Genomic DNA, 22,299 nt, shown 5'->3' with positions numbered 1-22,299 from the left:
GATGTGTCGCTCGACCTGCGCCCCGGCGAGATCCACGCCGTGATCGGCCCGAACGGCGCGGGCAAGTCCACCCTCATCGCGCAGCTCTGCGGCCAGATCGCGCCGGATGGCGGGACGGTGCGTCTGGACGGCGCGGACGTGACCGCGTGGTCGGTCGAGGCGCGCGCCCGCGCCGGGATCGCGCGGACGTTCCAAGTCTCGGCACTCGCAAGCGAGGACAGCGTGCGCGAGAACGTCCTCCTCGCCGCGATGCGCGGAACAAGGCCATCGCTCTGGCGGGCGGTCCGCGGGGACGCCGTCCTCCGTGATAGGGCCGAGGCGGCCTTGGCGCGCGTGGGACTCGACCGCCCCGACGCCCGCGTCTCGGACATCTCGCATGGCCAGCGGCGGCAGCTCGAGGTCGCGATGGCGCTGGCGCAAGGCCCCCGCGCCTTCGTCATGGACGAACCGATGGCAGGTCTGGGCGGCGAGGGGACGCGTCGCCTGACGACGTTGCTCGACGGGCTCCGGGCCGAGGCGCCGATCCTCTTGGTCGAGCACGATATGGATGCGGTCTTCGCGCTGGCCGACCGGGTATCCGTCATGGTCGAGGGGGCCGTCATCGCCACCGGGACCGTTGCGGAGGTGCGCGCCGACCGGGCCGTGCGCGATGCCTATCTCGGGGCCGACGCATGACGCTCCTGTCCGTCCGCGACCTGACCGCCGGCTATGGCGGGGCGCAGGCGCTTTCGGGCGTGACGCTCGAGGTGGGCGCGGGCGAGGTCGTGGCGCTGATGGGCCGCAACGGGATGGGCAAGACGACGACGATCCGGGCGATCTGTCGGATGATGCCCTCCGGTGGAACGATGGTGTTCGACGGCACCGACCTCGCGACCCTGCCATCGCATCGCGCGGCCCGGCTGGGCATCGGCCTCGTGCCCGAGGGACGGCGTTGCTTCGCGCCGCTGACCGTGGCCGAGAACCTCGCCGCGGCGGCCCGGCCCGGCCCGTGGGATGTCGCGGCGATCCGCGGTCTGTTTCCACGGCTGGGCGACCGGATGGGACAGGTCGCGGGCACGCTTTCGGGGGGCGAGCAGCAGATGCTGGCGATCGGGCGCGCGCTGGCGACGAACCCGCGCCTCCTGATCCTCGACGAAGCGACCGAGGGGCTGGCCCCGCTCGTGCGCGCCGAGATCCGGGCGGCGATCCGGCGGCTGAAATCCGAGACGGGCCTCGCCATCCTGATCGTCGACAAGTCGCTGGCCGAACTCCGCGACGTGGCCGACCGCGCCGTCGTGCTCGAACGCGGGCGCGACGTCTGGACGGGCGGGCTGGACTCGCTGGACGCGGCGACGGCTGATCGGTTGCTGGGGGTGTGACACGGGCTCGCCATCGCGATCTGTGTCGAGATGTGCGGCATGGATCGCCAAGTCACGCGATCACCAGGAGCAGACAGCAGCGCATCGGCGGGCCGCGGCGCGGCGATGCTGGATCCGAGCGGGGCGCTTTATGGTCGCGAGGTCAGGACGACGCCCGAGCGGGGTGAAGACGTCGACGGGATCGCCGGGCCGGGGGGCGGCCCGGCGATGCGCGGACCGCATCGCGGTCGTATCGCGCAAGCCGAGCCCGCACGACGGCCGCCTCACCGCGCCTCCATCGCCATCAGCGACGCGTTGCCGCCCGCGGCGGTCGTGTCGGTGGACACCACCCGCTCCTCGACGAAGCGCTGCAGGTAGAGCGGCCCGCCCGCCTTCGGCCCGGTGCCCGACATGCCCCGCCCGCCAAAGGGCTGGCTGCCGACGATGGCGCCGATCTGGTTGCGGTTGACGTAGACGTTGCCCGCGCCGATCCGGGCGGTGACCCGGGCGATGGTCGCGTCGATCCGCGAATGCAGCCCAAAGGTCAGGCCGTAGCCCGTCGCGTCGATCTCGTCCAACACGGCGTCGAGCTTGCCCGCCGCGTAGCGCTTGACGTGCAGGACAGGACCGAAGACCTCGCGGTCGAGGGTCTCGCCCATGCCCAGCTCGATGATCGTCGGCGGCATGTAGAGGCCGTCCGGCACGTCGCCCTGCCAGCGCGGCGCATGGCACGCGACATGCGCCTCGAGGCGGGCCAGCGCGTCGGCGTCGATGACCGGCCCGATATCGGTCGCGGGGTCCATCGGGTCGCCCGTGCGTAGCGTCGCGGCGGCCCCCTCGATCATCTCGAGCATCCGGTCTGCCACGTCGGATTGCAGGTAGAGGATGCGGCAGGCCGAGCAGCGTTGCCCGGCCGAGCGGAAGGCCGACATCACCACATCGTCGGCCACCTGCTCGGGCAGCGCGGTCGCGTCGGCGATCATGGCGTTGATGCCGCCGGTTTCGGCGATCAGCGGCACGATGGGTCCGTCCTTTTCGGCCAGCGCGCGGTTGATCGCCTTGGCCGTCGCCGTCGAGCCGGTGAAGGCCACGCCCGCCACGCGCGGGTCGGCCACGAGGTCGCGGCCGAGATCGGTGCCGCCGGGCGCGAGGATCAGCACGTCTTCCGGGATGCCGGCCTCGTGGAGGAGGCGCACGGCCTGCGCCGCGATCCGGGGCGTCTGGTGCGCGGGCTTGGCGACGACCGCATTGCCCGCGGCCAGCGCGGCGGCCGTCTGCCCGAGGAAGATCGCCAGCGGGAAGTTCCAGGGCGCGATGGTCAGGAAGACACCGCGGCCCCGCACGGACCATGCGTTTCGTTCGCCCGTGGGGCCGGGCAAGATGCGGGGCTGGCAGAGCGCCTCGGCCTCGTCGGCGTAGTAGCGCAGGAAGTCGACCGCCTCTCGGATCTCGGCGATGCCATCATCCAGCGTCTTGCCCGCCTCGCGCGACAGGGTCGCCATCAGGCCCGCGCGATTGGCCTCGAGCGCGTCGGCCGCGCGGCGGAGTGCTGCGCTGCGGTCGGCTGCGGGCGTATCGCGCCAGGCAGGAAAGGCGGCGGCGGCGCGGGTGAAGGCGGCGTCGGCGGTGATTGTCTTCGGCGCGGGCACCGAGGGCGCGGCGCGCATCTCTGACACGAGCGCGTCGAGCGCGGCCCGCTCGCCCCATTCGATCCCGGTCGAGTTGGCGCGGGGTGCGAAGATCGCCGCGGGGCGCGGGATGTTCGGGTGGCGCGGCTGGGTCTTCAGGTCGCTCGGCTGCGCCAGCACCTCGGCCACGGGCACCGCCTTGTCGGCGGCCTGCGCCACGAAGGAGGTCGAGGCCCCGTTCTCGAGAAGGCGGCGGACGAGATAGGCCAGGAGGTCGCGATGCCCGCCCACGGGGGCGTAGATCCGGCAGGGCACGCCGCTGATGGCGGCGGTGGCGTCGTGCAACGCCTCGCCCATGCCATGCAGACGCTGGAACTCGTAGCCTCGCGCCTCACCCGCCATGCGGATGATATGCGCGATGCTGAGCGCGTTATGCGTCGCGAATTGCGGGTAGAGATGCGGCCGCAGGTCGAGCATGGCCTGTGCACAGGCAAGATAATTCAGGTCGGTCAGCGCCTTGCGGGTGAAGACCGGGTAGTCGTCATGCCCCTCGACCTGCGCGTGCTTGACCTCGGTGTCCCAGTAGGCGCCCTTGACCAGCCGGACCATCATCGCCTGGCCATGGCGTTTCGCGAGCGTCCCGATCCGTTCGATCACCGGCAGCGCGCGCTTGCCGTAGGCCTGGATGGCGAGGCCGAAGCCCTGCCAGTCGCGAAGCCGGTCGTCGGCGAAGGCCGCTTCGATGACGTCGAGCGACATCTCCAACCGGTCCTGCTCTTCGGCATCGACGGTGAAGTTTAGATCGAAGGATTTCGCCTTGGCGGCGAGGTCGACCAGCACCGGCACCAGCTCGGCCAGCACGGCGTCGCGGTTGCGGGGCGTGTAATGCGGATGCAGCGCCGAGAGCTTGACCGAGATGCCGGGCCGGTTCGGCAGCGCGTGATTGCCCGCGCGCCGCCCGATGGCGTCGATCGCGTCGGCATAGGATCTGGCAAAGCGGCGCGCGTCGACCCAGGTCCGCGCGCCTTCGCCCAGCATGTCGTAGGAGTAGAGCCCGCCCTTCGCCTCCCGCTTGGCGGCGCGATCGATGGCATCCTCGATGGTCTCGCCGAGGACGAATTGGTGGCCCATGAAGCGCATCGCCTGACGGACGCCTTGCCGTACGGCGGGGCCGCCGATGCGGCGCGTCATCTGGGTCAGCACGCCGGGGACGGTGTCGCCAGGCCGGAGCAGGCGGTTCGACAGCCCCATGCCCCAGGTCGCCGCCGAGACGAGCCACGCCTCGGACGCGCCGTGCCCGTCCCAGTCGCCCGCCCCGATCTTGTCGGCGATCAGGCGGTCCTGCGTCTTGCTGTCGGGCACGCGGAGCAGGGCCTCGGCCATCGCCATCAGCGCCAACCCTTCCCGCGTCGAGAGATCGTAGTCGCGCAGGAAGTCCTCCAACCCGCCGATCCGGGTCTGGGCGTTGCGGACCTTGGCGATCAGGCCCTCGGCCATCTTGCGTGTCGCGGGCGGGACGTCCGCGAAGGGCAGGAGGGCGGGCAGCAACGTCTCGTCGGCGGGGGCAAAGGCGAGGGACATGGGGCGTAACTCCGGTTCCGGTGTGTTCCGCATATACCGGAGCGGGGGCCGGGGCGTCTCACCAAACTCGGCCTTGGCGCGCGACACCAACGAATGGTATTCGCGGTCACATACGAAAGTACCGAGGAATTCGCAGCCATGTCGCAGATCGACCGAACCGATCGCCGGATCATCGCGGCCTTGCAGCGGGATGGTCGAATAGCGGTGACGACGCTGTCAGAAGCGGTCGGCCTTTCGGCCAATGCGGTGGCCGAGCGGATGCGTCGGTTGCAGCGCGACGGCGTGATCACCGGATACCGCGCGATCCTGTCGCCGCGCGCGCTGGGCCTCGGGTTGACCGCGTTCTGCGAGATCAAGCTTGACCGGACCAGTGCCGACATCTTCGAGGAGTTCGCCGCCGCCGTGCGCGAAGTCGAGGCGGTCGAGGAATGCCACATGGTCGCGGGCGGGTTCGACTATCTCCTGAAGACGCGCCACACGGATATTGAGGCGTATCGCGCGTTCCTGTCGAATGCCTTGCTGGCCCTGCCGGGGGTGCGCGAGACGCGGACCTACCCGGTGATGGAAAGCGTGGTCGAGCGGGGCGGGGCGGCCTTTTCCTAGCCTTCGTCGTCGCGGGCCACCGTGTCGGAGGTAACGTAGCCCAGGCGGAGGTCGCGCGCGACGGCCTCGGGGTCGCGCTCGGCGGGCGGGCCGTATCCGCCGCCGCCGGGAAAGCGCAGCGTCACGCGCGTGCCCTCGGCCAGCGATTGGCGCCCCTTGCCGGCCAGCGACGTGCCGTCCTGCGTCAGGATCGCGGTCGGTGCGCCGTCACCGCCACCCGCGCGGCCTCGCGCCGGGTGGTGCAGCCGGTCGAACATCGCCGACAGGTCGAAGCGGTGGCCAGGCCGGGCCTCGATCTCCATGACCTGCCCCAGCCCGCCGCGCATCCGCCCCGCGCCCCCGGAATCTGCCCGCAGCTCCTTGCGCCAGAAGATGACGGGACCGGCTTGTTCGACGGCCTCGACGGGCATGGTCATCACGCCGGACGGAAAGGCCGTCGCGTTCAGCCCGTCGAGGCCGGGTCGCGCGCCCGCACCGCCCGAATTGAACGACAGGATTTCGGCGCGCCGCCCGTCCGGGCCGGTGGGCACGACGGACATCATGAAATTGCAGAGCGCACCCGCACCTTCGGCCGGAACGGTGCCCGGCAGGAGCTGGTCGAGCGCTCCGAACACCGCGTCGGGGATCATGTGACCGATGACGTGCCGCAGCGCCACGGGTGCAGGCGGCGGCGCGTTGACGATGCTGCCCTGGGGCGCGGTCGTGCGGAACGGCGCCAGCGAGCCCGTGTTGTTGGGAATATCCGGCGCGATGGCGACCTTGAGCGCGTAGCAGGCATAGGCCTTGGTATAGACCAGCGGCACGTTGATGCCCTTGGGGTCGAGACCGCTTGTGCCGTCGAAATCGCAGCTGACCGTGGTGTCGGCGATCGTGACGGCGACCGCGATGTCGACCGGTGCGGTGAAGCCGTCGATCCGCATCTCCGCGCGGGCCGACCCGTTCGGCAACGCGGCGATGGCGGCCTCGGTCGCGCTGCGGGAGCGGTCGATGATGAAATCCGCCACCTCCGATAGATCGGCGATCGCGAACTCGTCCAGCATGTCGGTCAGGCGTCGGCGTCCGATCTCGTTGCAGGTGGCCAGCGCGTGGACGTCGCCCACCAGCTGCTCGGGCTCGCGCGAGTTGGCGGCGAGGATGCGAACCAGCGTCTCCTCGACCACTCCGGCGCGGGCGAAGTGACATATCGGAAGGTAGAGCCCTTCCTCGAAGACGGAGTTGCCGTCGGCCCCGAAGCCCCGCCCGCCGATGTCGGTGACGTGGGCCGTGCAGGCGAAGAAGCCGACATGGGTGCCGTGGTGAAAGACGGGTGTGACGACGGTGATGTCGTGGAGATGCCCGGTGCCCTTCCAGGGATCGTTGGTCAGGTAGACGTCGCCTTCGATCATCTCGGGGATCGCGTCGATGAAATGAGGGACCGCATCGGCCATCGCGTTGACGTGGCCGGGCGTGCCCGTGACCGCCTGCGCCAGCATCCGGCCGGCCGCGTCGTAGACGCCCGCCGAGAGATCCCCCGCCTCGCGCACGGAGGTCGAGAAAGCGGTACGGATCAGGGCCTGCGCCTGCTCCTCCACGATGGAGATGAGGCGCGTCCACATCACCTGGTGTGCGATGTCGGTCATGTCGCCTCCGGGACGTGAAGGTCGAGCGTGCCATCGCCGAGGACGCGGAGATGACGGCTTGTCGGGACGACGACGGTGGTCTCGCGCTCGGTGACGAGCGCGGGGCCAGCGGCGGACATGCCGGGGTCGAGATCCGAACGCGCCAGAAGTCCGGCCGATACCGTGGTGCCGCTGGCCGGATCGAAGACATCGCGATGGGCCGAAGCCTTGGCTGAACCTGTATCGGACGCGCCTTGGACGGGGTCCGAAGCGGGCGCGGGCTGAAAGGCGGTGACGGACCAGACGGTGATCTCGGGCGTCATGCCGGACACCGTCCGCCCGAAAAGCGTCTCGTAGGCCGCCTCGAACCGGGCCGTGACGGTGGCGGCCGAAAGATCGTCGTCGAGGTCCACTGGGATCTCCCAGCCTTGGCCGCGATAGCGCATGTGAGCCTTGACCAACCTCTGCAGCGCTCCCTCCGGCGCGCAGGTCCGCACGAAAGTCTCGGCCTCCTCGGCCAGAAGATCGATCAGGCGGCGGGCCGTGTCTTCGCTATAGGCGTCGAGCGACATGAAGACCGTGCGCGTCGCCTCGAACGAGACCGGCGCGTGCAGGAACCCGATGGCCGAGCCGACGCCCGCCCCGACCGGCACGAGGCAGCGGTCGATCCCCAGTTTCTCGCACAGGCGCGCCGCGTGGAGGGGCGCCGCGCCGCCGAAGGCGATCATCGTGTAGCCCGACAGGACCTCGCCATTTTCGACCGCATGGACGCGGGCGGCATTGGCCATGGTCTCGTCGACGATCTCGGCAGTGGCATGCGCCGCGTCGGGGGCGGTCATCTCCAGCCGTTCGAGCGCGGCCACGCTGGCTGCGGGATCGAGAACGAAGGCGCCGCCGGCAAAGTTCTCCGGGTCGAGCTTGCCCAGCACGAGGTCCGCATCCGTGACCGCCGGCCGGTCGCCGCCACGTCCGTAGCAGGCCGGCCCCGGCTCGGACCCGGCGCTTTCCGGGCCGACCCGAACCTGACCCATCGCATCCCGCCACGCGAGCGATCCGCCACCGGCCCCGATCTCGACCATGTCGATCACCGGGATCGAGATCGGCATCCCCGACCCCTTGGCAAAGCGCGCGCTGCGCGCGACCTCGAAGACCCGCGCGGTCTTGGGCGTGGCGTCCCGGATGAGGCAGATCTTGGCCGTCGTGCCGCCCATGTCGAAGGAGAGCACCCGGTCGAGCCCGTGCCGTCGCGCCAGATCAGCGGCGAATACCGCGCCCCCGGCAGGCCCGGATTCGACCAGCCGGACCGGGAACTCCGCCGCATCGCCCAGCGACATCAGCCCGCCGCCGGAATGGATCATGAAGATCGGCGCCGTCACGCCTTGTGCCTCCATCGCCCCGCCCAGCCGGTCGAGATACGATTTCATCAGCGGTTTGATATAGGCGTTGGCGACCGTCGTGTTGAAGCGCTCGTATTCGCGCATCTGCGGACTGACCTCCGACGAGATCGAGATCGCGGCCTCGGGGAAGGCGTCCGCGATGGCGTCGCGCAGCATCCGTTCGTGCGCGGGGTTCGCATAGGCATGGATCAGGGCGATCGCGACGCTGTCGAAGGGGGCGGCGTCGTGCAGCGCGGCGAGCGTCGCGACGATCGCCTCCTCCTCCAGCGCGATCAGCGGCGCGCCGTCGGCATCCATGCGCTCGCGCACCGTCAGCCGCCGGTCGCGCGTCAACAGCGGTTCCGGCAGGACGATGTTCAGGTCGTATTGCTCGAACCGGCTCTCGGTCCGCATCTCGATGACGTCGCGAAAGCCCTCGGTCGTCACGAGCACGGTATTCGCACCCCGCCGTTCGATCAGGGCGTTCGTGGCCAGCGTCGTTCCATGCAGGACCTGTTCGATTGCCGCAGGTGCGATGCCGGCCTTCGCGCAGACCGTATCCATCCCGTCGAGGATGGCCCGCTCGGGTGCATCGTAGGTCGTCAGCACCTTGGTCGAATGCAGCGCGCCGTCATGCGCCAGCACCACATCGGTGAAGGTACCGCCGATATCGGCGCTGAGGCGGGTGCGCGTGGTCATGCCCGCTTGTCCATCGGACCGGGGAGGCGTGCAAGGGTCGTCGGGGCCGTCGCGCACAGCCCGGATTTGGATCGAATGCGAGACGAAGGTCTCAGAATTGCCCCGGTTTCATTAAGGGCTCGTTAGCGGCCGGGCGGCTAGCAAGACCGGGCCCAGAACGGCGAAACGGCGCGGTCCGAACGGATCGCATCCAGGGACAGAATGTTCGATCCGCCCACATTCCGTGGGTCATTTGCCCGCGAAGCGGGCGCACCCCAAAGGAACTGAAATGTCCAGCATTCTGACCAATAACGGCGCCATGGTCGCCCTCCAGACCCTGCAATCCGTGAACAAGAACCTGAATATGACCCAGGCCGAGATCTCGACCGGCAAGTCGGTGGCCTCGGCCAAGGACAACGCCGCCGTCTGGGCGATCTCGAAGGTCATGGAATCCGACGTGCAGGGCTTCAAGGCAGTCTCGGCCAGCCTTGCGCTGGGCGAATCCACCGTGGCCGTTGCCCGGAATGCGTCAGAGACCGTGACCGACCTCCTGACGTCGATGAAGGACAAGATCGTCGGCGCGCAGGGCGAGAACGTCGATCGCGGCAAGCTCGACCAGGAGGTTCAGGCCATCATCGGCCAGATCAAGTCGGTCGTGGGCGCGGCGCAGTTCAACGGCCTGAACCTCGTGAACGGAGATACCGACGGCTTCAATGCGGACGGCAATACCGGCGTGGACATCCTGTCGTCGCTCGACAGGTCGTCCAGCGGCGTGGCGATCTCTAATATCGGCGTGGACGCCAACAACCTGTCGACGACGGCAGGCGATGCGCTGACCGCGGCTGCGGCGGATGCGACCATCCTGACCGAGAACGGCGGCACCGATGACGACGTCGTCGTGACGCTCGGTGCGGCGTTCCTGACCGCCGCGGGTGCGGCCGACGGCACCGTCGCGCTCAAGCGCAGCGATGCGGGCGTCGACGACACGAATCTGGCCGGTGTCGTCGAAGGCGACGTGATGCGGCTGAAGATCGGCGATGTCGAAGGCAGCTATGTCGTGCGTGCCGGCGACGACCAGTCGGCGATCTTCGCGGGCCTGAAAAATGGCCTGCTTGAAGCGGGTATCAGCGATACCGACTTCACGCTGACGCTCGCGACTGCCAACCTGACCGTCACGAACGAGACCAGCGCCGCAGGCATCGGTGTGACGCTGACGCAGGAGCGCGGGACCGGCGGTCTGGCCCAACTCGAGACGATGGACGTCTCTACCGAAGCCGGCGCCGCTACCGCGCTCAGCCAGATCGAGGGCATGATCCAGACCTCGATCGACGCCGCCGCCTCCTTCGGGTCGGTCCAGTCGCGGATCGAGACGCAGTCGGACTTCATCGGTAAGCTGAGCGACTCGCTGAAGTCCGGCATCGGCAGCCTGGTGGACGCGAACATGGAGGAGGCCTCGGCCCGCCTGCAGGCACTGCAGGTCCAGCAGCAGCTGGCGATCCAGTCGCTTTCGATCGCGAACCAGGCGCCGCAGTCGATCCTGTCGCTCTTCCGCTGACGAACGCCCCTCGCCGTCCCGGATCGTTGGGGCGGCGAACCCTTCCGATGACCGGCGCATCGCGCCGAACGGCCGCCGCTCCGCGGCCCTCGCAGAAAGTGAGATCAACCGATGGGATACCCCCAGACGGCGAACATGGCCTACGCGACGCTGGCCACCGAATTGACCGATCCCGGACGGGCGGAGGCACTGGTCTTCGCGCGCGTCACGCGGCACCTGAGGAGTGCCTTCGACGCCGACCCGATCACGGCCGGCCCGGCCCGCGCCCGCGCGCTCCACGACAATCGCCGACTCTGGCGGGCGGCGGCATCGGCCTGTGCAGACGACACCAACGCCCTGCCGGAGGATCTCCGTGCCGCGCTGCTCGGTCTTGCGGGGTTCGTGGATCGCACGACCACCGCCCTTCTGCGTGGCGAAGGCAGCGTGTCGCCCCTGATCGAGATCAATCAGCGTATGGCCAACGGCCTGACCGCTGGGGCCCGCTGACATGGCGGGCCTGATGCTCAAGCTGCCCAGCGGCGACCGGATCGTCGTCAACGGGGCGGTGATCGAGAACGCAGGTCGCGGCGCGCGCCTGCGCCTCCTTACGCCGGATACCCAACTTCTCCGCCTGCGTGACGCCGTCGATCCCGCGCAGGCCGTGACGCCCGTCGCGCGGCTCGCCAACCTCGTGCAGATCATGCTCGTCGGCGAATGCGATATCGAGCAGATGCGAACCGACGCGCTGCGCGCGCTCGTCCCCCTGCGTCATGCCTTCGTCGAGCCGGGCGATCGCGCTTTGATCGACCGGATATCGACGTACCTCTCGCAAGGGCAGGACTACCAGGCGCTCCGCCGCCTCGGCGATCTCAAGGACCGGGAGGCGCAGATCCTGGCGTCGACCGCGGCGTGACGTTTCAGCCGGCGGTCATCGGGACCGGACTGGCCGGTTGGCGCGCGCTCCAGCAATCGATGCCCCGCCAGCGCGAAATCCACGACCAGTCGCCTGCCATCGCCCGCGATCTCGACTACTTCCGCGCGCGGATCGGCGACGTCCAGTCGGCGGAGGAACTGGTCTCCGACTACCGGCTGCTGCGCGTGGCCCTTGGCGCGTTCGGCCTGTCGGACGAGATCGGCAGCCGTGCCCTCATCCGTCGGGTGTTGGCCGAGGGCACGATTCAGGAGGATGCGCTGGCCAACAAGCTGACCGACCGGCGATATCGCACCATGGCACGTGCCTTCGGGTTCGGTGATTTCCCTACACCGAACTCGCAGCTTCCGGGCTTTTCGGACAGGATCGAAGCCCTCTACCGCGAGCGGATCTTCGAGGTGGCGGTCGGAGACGTGGCGCCGGACATGCGCCTTGCCTTGAACGCATCGCGCGAACTGGCCGATCTTGCGGGCGGCGCGGGATCGTCCCGGACCAAGTGGTTCACGCTGATGGGCACACCACCGATTCGCGAGGTGATGGAGGTAGCGCTCGGGCTTCCGGCCTCGATCGGAACTCTGCCGATCGACCGTCAGATCACCGAGTTCATCGACCGGGCCGAGGCGATTTTCGGGACATCCGATCTCTCGCGTCTCGGGGCCGAACCGCTGCTCGCCGAGGTACTGGATCGCTTCACCACGTTGGCCAGTCTGTCGGACGGCGCCACGCAGGTCACGTCACCGGCGCTCGTGCTGTTGCGGGGCTTCTAGCAAGGCCGCTCTGCCGACACCCATCCCCTCGGCGACCGACCCGCGTCTGCATCCCCGGTGCGGCTCACCTGCATGGTATCCGCTGCTCACGGGCCGTCGCCGCGAGTATCGCGATCGTTGGAACAGGCCCGAGCACGGCGATTCAATCCCCGCCCTCCCACGTCAGGCCCAGCGTTCCGGCCAGCTGGCGGAAAGCGTCCTGCGTGTTGGTCGACCCGGCTTCGGAGAACAGTTCGTTCAGTCGGGGCACGACCGCGATCGCCCGGTCGATCTCGGGGTCGGAACCCCGTTCGTAGAGCCCCGAGCTGACCATCAGCGCCGTCCGGTCCTCGACAGACAGCACCCGACGGACTTCTGCGATGATGGCGTTCTCGGACGGGCTGGCCGCGCCGGGCAGGCTCCGCGACACGGACCGCAGGATGTCCACGGCGGGAAACCGTCCGGCTTCGGCGATGTCTCGCGACAGGACGACATGGCCGTCGAGCTGGCCCCTGAGGATATCGGCGATCGGCTCGTCCATGTCCGAGCCCGCGACGAGAACCGAGAGGACGGCCGTGATGTCGCCCTGTCCGGCGATGCCCGGCCCCGCACGTTCGCAGAGCGCGGCGAGAAACGGCGTAAGGCTGGCGGGAAAGCCGCGCAGACTGGCCGGCTCATCCGCCGCAACGGCGACCTCGCGATGCGCTTCGGCGAGGCGCGTGACGCTGTCGCAGAGGTAGAGAACGTGATGACCGTCATCGCGAAATCGCTCGGCTACGGCCATCGCCGTTACCGCACAACGGCGGCGCAGGCCCGCCGACATGTCAGAGGTCGCGGCAACGACCACGGTCCGCGCCATCCCGTCCGGACCGAGCACGCGACGCACGAAGTCCGCAACCTCTCGCCCGCGCTCACCGACGAGCGCCAGAACGCAGACATCCGCATCCATCCCGCGCGCGAGCTGACCGAGGATGGTCGACTTGCCCACGCCGGACCCGGAGAAGAGACCGACCCGCTGGCCGCCCGCGATGGGTAACATCGTATCGAGCACGGTGAGTCCCGTGGTCAATCGGTCCGCCATGCCGCGGCGATCGGTGGCCGATGGCGGTTGCGCCAAGAGTCCGATCGACTTGCCGCTGCCGAGGGGGCGGCCGTCGAGCGGGCGCCCGACCGGGTCGATCACCCGGCCCAACCACTGCCGCGTCGGCGCGATCGAGGGCCGCCCGCCCGCGCGGACCGCGTGCCCAATGCCGAGCCCGTCGACCCGCCCCAGCGGCGTGGCCCACAGCGCGCCTTCGGCGATTCGCACGACCTCGGCGCGGTCGGTCGCACCGGCCCCGTCGTCGAACAGAAGCTCGTCTCCCAGCCCGACGCGGTCCGACAGCCCTTCGACCTCGAGGCCGGTCGGCTCAATCCGCCGCACGCGGCCGACATCATGGGTCGGGCGGATGCCCGGCAGGCGCGCGCGCAGGGTCGCGAAGGGGTCGGGTGTGGTGAGTTGTTGGTCCATGCAACGGTTTCTAAAGGAATCTCCCTTAAGGCTTCGTTTCACGGATGACGGAGGATGAACCCCGTGAACGAGATGCCGAGTATCATGCGCCTGGCCGCCGATGCCGCCCGCCACGCGGCCACGCGGCAGGCGACCCTTTCGGTGAATGTCGCGAACGCCGACACGCCGGGGTTCCGGGCGCGCGACGTGGCGGTCTTCGCACCGAATGCGGGCGACATGCCCCTCCGCCGGACGCGCCCGGCCCATCTGGGGGATGGCCCCACCGGCATCCGAAGCTTCGAAACGACGGATGTCCCGGCCGACCCGAATGGCAACACCGTCGATCTGGAGGATCAGATCCTGCGCGGCATCGATGCCGGGCGCGCGCATAATCGGGCGGTCACGGTCTACCGGACGGCGCTCGACATCATGCGCGCGTCGCTCGGGCGGAGGTAGGCGAGATGGCCGAATTCTCAGACGCCCTCAGGGTCCTGTCCTCCGGGATGCGCAGCCAGGGCCAGCGCCTGCGCCACATCTCCGAGAACGTGGCGAACGCGGATACCCCCGGCTATCGCCGCAAGGTCATCGACTTCGTCGAAATGGTGCAGGACGGTCGCCGCTCGGGGATGGTGGCGCCCGGTGACGTGAGGCTCGACCGGACGGAGCCGCGACGGGTGCACGATCCGTCCCACCCGATGGCGGGCGAGGACGGGTTCTACGACGGCTCGAACGTCGAGATCGTGACCGAGCTGGCGGATGCCCGCGAGGCGCAGCGCAGTTACGAGGCCAATCTCAAGATGTTCGAACAGGTCCGGCGCATGTCGACCAGCCTCATGGACATCCTCAAGCGATAACGCCCCGAACATAGCGAGATGGAGGCCCAGAATGGACCTGAACGCGACCCTTACGGGTCTGGCCGTAGCCGGCCGGACCGACCCCGGACCGACGTCAAATGCTGCGGCGGCACAGCGTGCCATCGACGGCTTCGCCGATGCGCTCCGCGAGGCCGAAGCGCAGGCCGAGGCGGCGATGACGACCGGTGCAGACCCCCACATGCTCGTGACCGCGATGGCCGAGAGCAAGCTGGCCGTGGACACCGTGGTCACGATCCGCGACCGGGTGGTCGAGGCCTATCAGGAAATCCTGCGGATGCCGGTCTGACCATGTCCGAACTTCTGTTCTTCGACACGCTCCGGCAAGGGCTCTGGATCTCGGTCCTGATCTCGGCGCCGCTGCTCGGCGTGGCACTGGTCGTCGGGCTGGCGATCGGCCTCTTCCAAGCACTGACCTCGGTGCAGGAAATGACGCTGACCTTCGTGCCGAAGATGGCGGCGATCCTCGGCGTCTTCTGGGTCTCGATGAGCTTCATGAGCCTGACGCTCGGCCGGTATTTCCACGACACGCTCCTGCCGATCATCGAGGGGTTCTGATGGCCGATGGCATCTATACCACGCTTGGCCGCCAGGTCGGGCTGCTCCGCGAGATGGACGTTATCGCGCAGAACATCGCGAACGCCGCAACGACGGGGTTCCGGGCCGAGGGCCTGGTGTTCTCCGAGCATGTCACGAAGACGCCGGACGGGGGGCCGTCCGTGTCCTTCGCGCTGGCCGACGGACGCCATGTCCGCCGCGAGCAGGGCGCGCTGGAAGGCACCGGCGGGGCACTGGACCTCGCGATCGAGGGAGATGGCTATTTCCTCGTCGATGTCGGGGGCACGCCGCACCTGACCCGCGCGGGCGCGTTCGTCGCGGCCGCCGATGGCGGCATCGTCACGCCCGAGGGACACCCAGTCCTCGATGCGGGCGGCGCGCCGGTCTTCGTGCCGCCGGGGACATCGGACATCCATGTCGGCCGCGACGGCACGCTTTCAGCCGACGGCGCGCCGCTGGCGCAGATCGGCGTGGTGCGCCCCGACACGCCCGACGCGATGCGACGCGGCGCGGGCACGACCTTCGTCGCGGACGGCTACGTCGCGGTCGAGGCGCCGTCGGTCCAGCAGGGTTTCCTCGAGGCGTCCAACGTCTCGCCGGTGATGCAGATCGCCCGGATGATCGCCGTGCAGAACGCCTACGAAATGGGACAGGGATTCATGGATCGCGAGGATCAGCGCATGCGCTCGATCATGCAGCTGATGGACAGATGAGGAGACGAACATGCGTGCATTGAGCATTGCCGCCACGGGAATGAGCGCCCAGCAGATGCGGGTCGAGGTCATCTCGAACAACCTCGCGAACATGAACACCACGGGCTACAACGCCCGCCGCGCCGAGTTCGCGGACCTGCAATACCAGCAGATCACGCGCGCCGGGTCGATCTCGGCTTCGACCGGGGCGGTGGTGCCGACCGGCGTCCAGCTGGGCCTCGGCGTCCGCGCGGCGGCCGTCAGCATGGAGGTCGCGCAAGGCGGGCTGGGGGCGACGGGCGGCGATCTCGACGTCGCGATCGAGGGTCGCGGCTATATCGAGGTCACGCTGCCCTCCGGCGCCTCGGCCTATACGCGCGACGGTGCGCTCAAGCGGACTGGCGAGGGACAGCTTGTGACGTCGGACGGGCACCCGGTGGTGCCGGACGTGACGATCCCCGACGACACCCGCTCGATCACGATCAATCCCGAGGGCGAAATCTATGCCCATTTCATCGACCGGGTCGAACCCGAGAATCTCGGGCAGCTCAGCCTCGTGAACTTCGCCAACGAAAAGGGTCTCGAGGCGCTGGGCTCGAATCTCTATGCCGAAACGGGCGCGTCGGGCGCGCCGCTGGTCGGCTTTCCGGGCGAAGACGGCCTCGGCTTCTTTCGGCAGGGATATCTCGAGGACAGTTCGGTCGATGCCGTGCGCGAAATCACCGACCTGATCGAAGCGCAGCGCGGCTACGAGATGAACGCCAAGGTCATCACCGCCGCCGACCAGATGCTCGGCGCGACGACGCAGATCCGATGACGGCGCGCGTCGGCCTCTTCGCCGCGATCCTGACGCTCGGCCTGCCGGTGACGATGGCCGCCGCGCAGACGGTCATGGTCGTCAAGCCGATCCGGGCGGGCACGCCGATCGCGGCGGCCGACCTGGCCTTCGGCGACGGTACGAGCGCCGACGGCTTCAGCGACCCGCGCGACATCGTCGGGCTGGAGGCGCGCGTGAACCTCTATCCCGGCCGGCCCATCCGCATCCGCGACGTCGGCGCTCCGACCGTCATCGCGCGCAACGCCCTGGTCACGCTGGTCTTCCGGCGAAGCGGTCTGACCATCCTGTCCGAGGGGCGAGCGCTGGGCCGCGCCGGTGCGGGCGAACCGATCCGGGTGATGAACCTGTCATCCCGCACGACCGTCACGGGCGTCGCTTCAGCCGACGGCACCGTCGCCATCAACTGAACGCCAGGAGCGTCCGCCATGTATCGAACAATCGGTCTTCTCACGCTCATCCTTCTGGCCGGCTGCGCCCGGATCGGCGCCATCGGGCAGGCCCCCGAACTGACGCCACCGTCCGATGGCCGGGAGCATGTGGCGATGGCCGCGCTGGCGCCCGCGGTGACCGTACCGCCCACCGTCCTGGAGCGCGCCTCGCTCTGGACGGCGGGGCCGAAATCGCTGCTCGGAGACCGGCGCGCGGGGCAAAGGGGCGACATCATGACGGTCGTCGTCGAGATCGACGAGCAGGCCGAGTTCGACAACACCTCGAACCGCTCGCGCAGCGGCTCGGAACGTTTGGCGATCCCCGAGTTCTTCGGCCTGCCGCAGAGCATCGACCCGCGTCTCCCCGAGGGCGCGACGCTGGGTTCGGCGGTCGAGACAAACTCCCAGAGCCGGTCGTCGGGCAGCGGCGGCGTGCGGCGCAATGAGCGGTTGACGCTCCGCATCGCCGCGACCGTCGTCGACGTCATGCCGAGCGGTGCCCTCCGGATCGAAGGACGCCAGGAGGTGCGGGTCAATTTCGAACTGCGCGAGATGCTGGTGACCGGTTTCGTGCGTCCCGAGGATATCACGCGACAGAACGAGATCACCTATGACAAGATCGCGGCCGCGCGCATTTCTTATGGCGGGCGCGGTCAGATCACCGACGTCCAGCAGCCGCGCTATGGCCAGCAGCTCGCCGATATCGTGCTGCCGTTCTGATGCTGGGCAAGCTCCTCCCGCTGATCGTGATCCTCGTGGCACTGGCCGGCGGTGCGGCGGCCGGGTTCGTCCTGCGCCCCGAGGACGAGGAAGCAGCGCCGGCGACGCCGATCCGGTCGCCCGTTCCGCAGGACGAACGTGTGGTGACGCTGCGCGACAGCTTCATCGTGCCGGTCCTGCGTGACGGGCGGGTGTGGGGGCATGTCGTGCTGACCCTCGGGATCGAGGCCGTGCATGTCAGCCGCGACACGATCCTGTTGCAGGAACCGGTGCTGCGCGACGGCCTGACCGAGGCGCTGTTCCGCTATGGCAGCCTTGGCGGGTTCGATGGCGATTTCACTGATGCCATCGCGCTCAATCGGTTGCGGACGCGACTGAATGAGGTGGTCGTCCAGCGATTGGGCGACGATCAGGCCCGCATCCTCGTCATATCCATGGCGCGCCAGGACGGCTGAGCCGGATCAGCCCGGCGCGCCGCGCCGTTGCCGGATCGGAAGCCGTTCCGCCACGCCGACGCGGGCGACGTTTCTTGCGTGAACTTCCCGAAGGGGTTGGGCCCGGGCCTGCAGTCGCGCGATCTCGGTCACCAGCCGCGCCAGTTCCTGCTGGCGCCAGCGATGCCAGCGATCTTGCATGATGGCCTCGTCGATGCTGTCCGGCGGCGCGGTGGCGACCCGCGCTAGGGCGCCCCGACGGTCCTCCAGCACGTTGATCTGGGCCTGGATCCCCGCCAGACGCGCGGAGGTCCTCGTGCGCCGAAGCCGGGCCAGTTCTGTCAGCGCGGCGCGTTCCTTGGGCGTCATCGGCGTGCCCTTTCCGTCAGCTCGCGGGCAAAGCGGATCGCGGTCGCGACGGCGGCAAAGTGGGCGCGGTCGATCGGGGCCCCGATTTCGACACCGGCATGGAGCGCGCGCGCGGTCGGCGGATCGCTGAAGATCGGGATATCGGCCTCGCCCGCGACCTCCCGGATGCGGGCTGCCACGAGGTCCACCCCCTTGGCGACGCAGATGGGCGGCGACGGATCGAGCGGGGACCACTTCAGCGCGACCGCGAAATGCGTCGGATTGACGATGACGACCGTCGCCTCGGGGATGTCGCGCAACATGCGGTTCGTCGCGATCTCCTGGGCGCGCTGGCGGCGCCGGGCGCGCAGATGCGGATCGCCCTCGGATTGCTTCGTCTCGTCGAGCACCTCCTGGCGGGTCATGCGGTTCTTCACGAGATGGCTGTGCCGCTGCCACCCGTAGTCGATGGCCGCGATGCTGCCCGAGACGAGCACGACGGCGAGGCCGAAATCGAAGAGGATATCGCCAAGGGCGTGGCCAAGGAAGCGCGGCTCGAGTGCGGCCGCGGCCACGATCCGGTCCGCCTCACCCAACAGGAACCACGCCATCAAGCCCCCGTAGACAGCCATCTTGACCGCGGATTTCAGGAATTCGAACAGGCCGCTGGGGCCAAATTTGTTCTTCGCGTTCGCCAGGATCGAGACACGCTGCAGCTTCGGCGCGAGCTTGGACGGCGCGACCACGATCGCCTGTTGTGCCAGCAGCCCGACCACCACCAGAAGCGCGGCTGGCGCGATCAGAAAGCCGGTCAACGTCATCGCTTCCGCGAAGATGCGCCCGCCCGCAACGTCACCGCCACCGGTCGTCGCTTCGGCGATCAGGTCGGCGTTCTGGATTAGTGCGCCGCCGAGATCGGTTAGACGGCCTGAAATCGCCGGCGCCGCGAATGCGAGGCAGAGCAGCATCCCGGCATAGGATGCCGCGACCGCGACATCCTGCGATTTGACCAACTCGCCTTTCTTGCGCGCATCCATGAGCTTTTGCGGTGTCGCCTCGTGGCTGCGATCGGCGCCGTCCTCCTGGCTCATGGCGCGCCGCCCGTGATCGGGTCGGCCAGCACCGCGACCATTGCGGCTTTCCAGATCGCCAGAAGAAGCGGCGCCGACAGCAGCAGGAGCACCCCGCTGGCCCCGGTGATCGCGGGCGCACCGACCAAGGCGACCATCAGCTGCGGCATCGCGCGATTGATGACCCCCATCGCCGCGTTATAGATCAGCGCGGCGAGTGCGAACGGCGCGGCCATCGCGATCGCGAGGGCGAAGGCTTGCGCCACGCGGGCTATGCCCCACCGGGCCGCGTCGCTGCCGTCGAGATGTCCGCCGAGCGGCAGGATGTCGTAGCTCCGGATCAACATTTCGACGACCATCAGGGGAAGGCCGCTGGCCATGATCAGGCAGAGCCCGGCCAGATTTAGGACGTTACCGATGGCCGAGGACGGCTCGACCGTGCCGAAAAGCTGGGCGAGCGATGTCAGTTGGGCGGCCATCACCCCAGCCATCGAAAGGGCCTGCGCCACGAAGCGGAGCACGGCCCCCAGTGCCAGGCCCGTGACCGTTTCGGCGACGATCAGACGGGGTCCGATCTCGGCTTGAAGGTCGACGGCGGGGGCCACTGCCGCCGTCAGGGCGAAGGCCGTGACGAGGCGGACCCGGGTCGGGATCAAGCGATCGCCCAGCCCCGGCACGACGAGCATCAGTGCGCCGATCCGCAGGAACACCGTGAAGGAGGCCATCGCGATGGGCAGAGCCGCATCTTGAAGCGCCAGGAGTGCTTCGATCACGCTGCGACCGACCCGAGGATCGCTGGCGTCGCGCGGGCCCCGATCTCTTCGTACGAGATCACGGGGTTCGTCAGGCCGCGCGCCGACAGGACCGTGTGGACGAACCGGCGGCGCCGCGCCGAGGTCACGACCGCGGCATGGTGACCCGCTTCGGCCACGCCCGCGATCGCTTCCGCCAGCCCCTGCGCCAGCTTCTGGAAATCCGGGCCGGGCAACGCGATCTCGCGGCTGACGCCGGGCCCGTCGATCTGGTGGCGCGTGAAGGTCTCTTCCCAGGCGGGCGCGAGCTGGATCAGGGGAAGGCTGCCATCGTCGCGGCGCAGCTCGGCCGTGATCTGTTCGGCCAGCCGCTGCCGGACGTGCTCGGTCAGGTCCTCGACCGACGGCGGCCCGTCGCGCCGCTCGGCCAACGCCTCCAGGATCACGGGCAGGTTGCGAACCGAGATCCGCTCGGCCAGCAGCATCCGCAGAACGGCGAGCAGGGTCTCCGGCGTCACCTTCGACGGGATCAGGTCGTCGAGCATGCGGCGGTTCGCGTCGGAGCGTTCGGCGGATGACACGCGGGTAAAGGCGTCGAGCAGGTTTTGCAGTCCGCGCAGCCCCAGCAATTGCGGAAAATTGCTCTTGATCACTTCGAGCAGATGCGTGGCGAGCACCTCTCCGGGCGTCACCAGCGTCTCGCCCAAAAGGGTCTCGGCTTCGCCTTTCGGGATCCACCGGGCGGGCGCGCCATAGACCGGTTCCTTGACGGCGCGGCCGGGCATCTGTGCCGGGGTCCCCGACCCCATGAGCAGAAGAATGTGGTCGCGCTCCAGCCGATCGCGCGCCATCTCGACCCCCTGGATCCGGATGACATAGGTTCCCGCTGGAAGCCCCTGGTCGTCGGTCAACCGGATCTCCGGCAGGATGATTCCGAACTTCTCGGCGATATGATCGCGCAGGCCGGACATCCTGCTTTCCAGCCCGTTCGACGGATCGAGCGCGAGGTCCACGAGGTCGGTCGCGAACTCGACCCGTATGTCGTCGAGCGAGAGGACGTCACCCATCTCGCGGCGCGGCTCGGGGGCATCCAAATCCTCCGGCTCGTCGTTGACTTGGGAGAGTTTGCGCTGCCGCCAGTAAGCGGCCCCGGCCAACGCCGCAGCGCCGAAGAAGAACGGCACGAACGGCATGCCCGGAACGAAGGCGAAGACCGCCATGATGACGGCCACCGTGCCAAGGGCCGCGGGGTGGCGGCCGATCTGCGCGACGATCTCGACATCGACGGTGCCGGTGCCGCCGCCGCGCGCCAGCAGAAGACCGGACGCGATCGAGATGATGACCGCCGGGATCTGGTTCACCAGCCCGTCCCCGACCGTCAGGATCGCGTAGGTCTCGACGGCCTGCCCGAACGGCATGCCATGCGCAAGCATGCCCGCCGAGAGTCCGACCACCAGGTTGAGGATCGTGATCAGGAGCCCGGCGACCGCATCGCCCTTCACGAATTTCGACGCCCCGTCGAGCGAGCCGAAGAATGTCGTTTCGGCCAGTTCGACCTCGCGCCGGCGCTTGGCCTCCTCGTGGTCGATCGCGCCGGCCGACATGTCGCTGTCGATGGCGAGCTGCTTGCCGGGCATCCCGTCGAGCGCGAACCGCGCGCCGACTTCCGCCATCCGCGTGGCACCCTTGGTGATGACCATGAAGTTCACGATCAGGAGAACGCCGAACACCACCAGCCCGAGGGCGATGGAGCCGCCCATCACGAAGCTCGCGAAGCCTTCGATCACGTGTCCGGCCGCGTCGGTCCCGGTATGCCCTTGCCCGATGATGAGCTTCGTCGAGGACACATTGAGCGACAGGCGCAACATCAGCGACGCCAGCAGGATCGTCGGAAAGGCCGAAAAGTCGAGGGGCCGCTGAATGAACAGGGTCGTCGTGAAGATCAGGATCGCGAGCGCGAAGCTGACCGAAAGCCCGGCATCGAGCACCCATGACGGCATCGGTAGGATCATCATGAGTATGACGGACATCAGCGCGACGGCCATCAGAACGGTGGGTTGGAAAATCGCTCGCATCCGGTCCGATC

At 68.9% G+C, this 22,299-nt stretch carries 24 protein-coding genes and 1 pseudogene; 17 read left to right on the top strand and 8 right to left on the bottom strand.

Annotated features, from left to right (window positions below; all coding sequences use genetic code 11):
• Positions 1-6 precede the first annotated feature (6 nt).
• The 3 genes and pseudogenes from ACK8OR_RS11105 to ACK8OR_RS11095 all read left to right on the top strand — a co-directional run.
• Positions 7-444: pseudogene (locus tag ACK8OR_RS11105) on the top strand (ATP-binding cassette domain-containing protein); the annotation flags it as partial.
• Entirely contained in the window at positions 439-675 is a 237-nt protein-coding gene (locus ACK8OR_RS11100) for an ABC transporter ATP-binding protein C-terminal domain-containing protein (protein ID WP_410189892.1), read from the top strand. The pseudogene ACK8OR_RS11105 and the gene ACK8OR_RS11100, both read left to right, overlap by 6 nt.
• Positions 672-1,358: an ABC transporter ATP-binding protein gene (locus ACK8OR_RS11095; RefSeq protein WP_410189453.1), complete on the top strand. Its 687-nt coding sequence runs from the start codon at positions 672-674 to the stop codon at positions 1,356-1,358. The genes ACK8OR_RS11100 and ACK8OR_RS11095 overlap by 4 nt, the downstream gene beginning before the upstream one ends.
• Positions 1,359-1,621: 263 nt before the next feature.
• On the opposite strand, the gene ACK8OR_RS11090 is transcribed toward ACK8OR_RS11095, so the two are convergent.
• Entirely contained in the window at positions 1,622-4,546 is a 2,925-nt protein-coding gene (locus tag ACK8OR_RS11090; protein ID WP_410189452.1) for an L-glutamate gamma-semialdehyde dehydrogenase, read from the bottom strand.
• A gap of 138 nt (positions 4,547-4,684) precedes the next feature.
• On the opposite strand from ACK8OR_RS11090, the gene ACK8OR_RS11085 reads away from it, so the two are divergent.
• On the top strand, positions 4,685-5,149 hold the full coding sequence (locus ACK8OR_RS11085; RefSeq protein WP_410189451.1) for an Lrp/AsnC ligand binding domain-containing protein: 465 nt from the start codon (positions 4,685-4,687) through the stop codon (positions 5,147-5,149).
• Here the strand turns inward: ACK8OR_RS11085 and ACK8OR_RS11080 are convergent.
• Both ACK8OR_RS11080 and ACK8OR_RS11075 read right to left on the bottom strand, forming a co-directional pair.
• The gene (locus ACK8OR_RS11080; RefSeq protein WP_410189450.1) at positions 5,146-6,768 is read right to left on the bottom strand and encodes a hydantoinase B/oxoprolinase family protein; all 1,623 of its coding nucleotides are present in this window, start codon (positions 6,766-6,768) and stop codon (positions 5,146-5,148) included. The two genes, ACK8OR_RS11085 and ACK8OR_RS11080, sit on opposite strands and share 4 nt — an antisense overlap.
• Positions 6,765-8,822: a hydantoinase/oxoprolinase family protein gene (locus ACK8OR_RS11075; protein ID WP_410189449.1), complete on the bottom strand. Its 2,058-nt coding sequence runs from the start codon at positions 8,820-8,822 to the stop codon at positions 6,765-6,767. The genes ACK8OR_RS11080 and ACK8OR_RS11075 overlap by 4 nt, the downstream gene beginning before the upstream one ends.
• Before the next feature lie 268 nt (positions 8,823-9,090).
• Here ACK8OR_RS11075 and ACK8OR_RS11070 point away from each other — a divergent pair, with 268 nt between their 5' ends.
• The 4 genes from ACK8OR_RS11070 to ACK8OR_RS11055 all read left to right on the top strand — a co-directional run bounded on the left by ACK8OR_RS11070 (position 9,091) and on the right by ACK8OR_RS11055 (position 12,033).
• Positions 9,091-10,356 carry a flagellin N-terminal helical domain-containing protein gene (locus ACK8OR_RS11070; protein ID WP_410189448.1) on the top strand — a complete coding sequence of 422 codons (1,266 nt, stop codon included), beginning with the start codon at positions 9,091-9,093 and terminating at the stop codon, positions 10,354-10,356.
• Between the two features lie 111 nt (positions 10,357-10,467).
• Positions 10,468-10,842 carry a flagellar biosynthesis regulator FlaF gene (gene flaF, locus ACK8OR_RS11065; RefSeq protein ID WP_410189447.1) on the top strand — a complete coding sequence of 125 codons (375 nt, stop codon included), beginning with the start codon at positions 10,468-10,470 and terminating at the stop codon, positions 10,840-10,842.
• 1 nt (position 10,843) lies between these two features.
• Positions 10,844-11,248 (top strand): flagellar biosynthesis repressor FlbT, encoded by a 405-nt coding sequence (locus tag ACK8OR_RS11060; protein WP_410189446.1) that lies wholly within the window; start codon positions 10,844-10,846, stop codon positions 11,246-11,248.
• Positions 11,245-12,033: a DUF1217 domain-containing protein gene (locus ACK8OR_RS11055; RefSeq protein ID WP_410189445.1), complete on the top strand. Its 789-nt coding sequence runs from the start codon at positions 11,245-11,247 to the stop codon at positions 12,031-12,033. The genes ACK8OR_RS11060 and ACK8OR_RS11055 overlap by 4 nt, the downstream gene beginning before the upstream one ends.
• A gap of 142 nt (positions 12,034-12,175) precedes the next feature.
• Here ACK8OR_RS11055 and ACK8OR_RS11050 read toward each other — a convergent pair whose 3' ends face one another.
• Positions 12,176-13,522, bottom strand: coding sequence for a FliI/YscN family ATPase (locus ACK8OR_RS11050; RefSeq protein WP_410189444.1), 1,347 nt, complete (start codon positions 13,520-13,522; stop codon positions 12,176-12,178).
• A 54-nt stretch (positions 13,523-13,576) separates the two neighbouring features.
• On the opposite strand from ACK8OR_RS11050, the gene ACK8OR_RS11045 reads away from it, so the two are divergent.
• The 9 genes from ACK8OR_RS11045 to ACK8OR_RS11005 are packed head-to-tail and all read left to right on the top strand — an operon-like array spanning position 13,577 to position 18,064.
• Positions 13,577-13,957, top strand: coding sequence for a flagellar basal body protein (locus tag ACK8OR_RS11045; RefSeq protein WP_410189443.1), 381 nt, complete (start codon positions 13,577-13,579; stop codon positions 13,955-13,957).
• Between the two features lie 5 nt (positions 13,958-13,962).
• Entirely contained in the window at positions 13,963-14,355 is a 393-nt protein-coding gene (flgC, locus tag ACK8OR_RS11040) for a flagellar basal body rod protein FlgC (protein WP_298437101.1), read from the top strand.
• 31 nt (positions 14,356-14,386) lie between these two features.
• Positions 14,387-14,662, top strand: a complete 276-nt coding sequence (gene fliE, locus ACK8OR_RS11035; protein ID WP_410189442.1) for a flagellar hook-basal body complex protein FliE — start codon at positions 14,387-14,389, stop codon at positions 14,660-14,662.
• Positions 14,663-14,664: 2 nt separating this feature from the next.
• Positions 14,665-14,931 (top strand): flagellar biosynthetic protein FliQ, encoded by a 267-nt coding sequence (locus ACK8OR_RS11030; protein WP_298437095.1) that lies wholly within the window; start codon positions 14,665-14,667, stop codon positions 14,929-14,931.
• Positions 14,931-15,644 carry a flagellar hook-basal body complex protein gene (locus tag ACK8OR_RS11025; RefSeq protein ID WP_410189441.1) on the top strand — a complete coding sequence of 238 codons (714 nt, stop codon included), beginning with the start codon at positions 14,931-14,933 and terminating at the stop codon, positions 15,642-15,644. The genes ACK8OR_RS11030 and ACK8OR_RS11025 overlap by 1 nt, the downstream gene beginning before the upstream one ends.
• 10 nt (positions 15,645-15,654) lie before the next feature.
• Positions 15,655-16,440, top strand: a complete 786-nt coding sequence (gene flgG / locus ACK8OR_RS11020; protein WP_410189440.1) for a flagellar basal-body rod protein FlgG — start codon at positions 15,655-15,657, stop codon at positions 16,438-16,440.
• A complete protein-coding gene (flgA, locus tag ACK8OR_RS11015) occupies positions 16,437-16,868 on the top strand; it encodes a flagellar basal body P-ring formation chaperone FlgA (protein ID WP_410189439.1) in 432 nt (143 codons plus the stop codon). Before flgG ends, flgA begins: the two co-directional genes overlap by 4 nt.
• 18 nt (positions 16,869-16,886) lie before the next feature.
• On the top strand, positions 16,887-17,609 hold the full coding sequence (gene flgH, locus ACK8OR_RS11010) for a flagellar basal body L-ring protein FlgH (protein ID WP_410189438.1): 723 nt from the start codon (positions 16,887-16,889) through the stop codon (positions 17,607-17,609).
• A complete protein-coding gene (locus ACK8OR_RS11005) occupies positions 17,609-18,064 on the top strand; it encodes a hypothetical protein (RefSeq protein WP_410189437.1) in 456 nt (151 codons plus the stop codon). The genes flgH and ACK8OR_RS11005 overlap by 1 nt, the downstream gene beginning before the upstream one ends.
• A gap of 6 nt (positions 18,065-18,070) precedes the next feature.
• On the opposite strand, the gene ACK8OR_RS11000 is transcribed toward ACK8OR_RS11005, so the two are convergent.
• The 4 genes from ACK8OR_RS11000 to ACK8OR_RS10985 are packed head-to-tail and all read right to left on the bottom strand — an operon-like array spanning position 18,071 to position 22,288.
• Positions 18,071-18,412 carry a hypothetical protein gene (locus tag ACK8OR_RS11000; RefSeq protein ID WP_410189436.1) on the bottom strand — a complete coding sequence of 114 codons (342 nt, stop codon included), beginning with the start codon at positions 18,410-18,412 and terminating at the stop codon, positions 18,071-18,073.
• Positions 18,409-19,482: an EscU/YscU/HrcU family type III secretion system export apparatus switch protein gene (locus ACK8OR_RS10995; RefSeq protein ID WP_410189435.1), complete on the bottom strand. Its 1,074-nt coding sequence runs from the start codon at positions 19,480-19,482 to the stop codon at positions 18,409-18,411. The genes ACK8OR_RS11000 and ACK8OR_RS10995 overlap by 4 nt, the downstream gene beginning before the upstream one ends.
• Positions 19,479-20,234, bottom strand: coding sequence for a flagellar biosynthetic protein FliR (locus ACK8OR_RS10990; protein ID WP_410189434.1), 756 nt, complete (start codon positions 20,232-20,234; stop codon positions 19,479-19,481). The genes ACK8OR_RS10995 and ACK8OR_RS10990 overlap by 4 nt, the downstream gene beginning before the upstream one ends.
• Complete coding sequence (locus ACK8OR_RS10985) at positions 20,231-22,288, bottom strand: flagellar biosynthesis protein FlhA (RefSeq protein ID WP_410189433.1); 2,058 nt, start codon at positions 22,286-22,288, stop codon at positions 20,231-20,233. Before ACK8OR_RS10985 ends, ACK8OR_RS10990 begins: the two co-directional genes overlap by 4 nt.
• Positions 22,289-22,299 lie beyond the last annotated feature (11 nt).

Source organism: Jannaschia halovivens (assembly GCF_046452375.1).
Classification (GTDB): domain Bacteria; phylum Pseudomonadota; class Alphaproteobacteria; order Rhodobacterales; family Rhodobacteraceae; genus Jannaschia; species Jannaschia halovivens.
The sequence above is the reverse complement of the archived record's forward strand: the minus strand, read 5'-3'. Positions and strand labels throughout refer to the sequence as shown.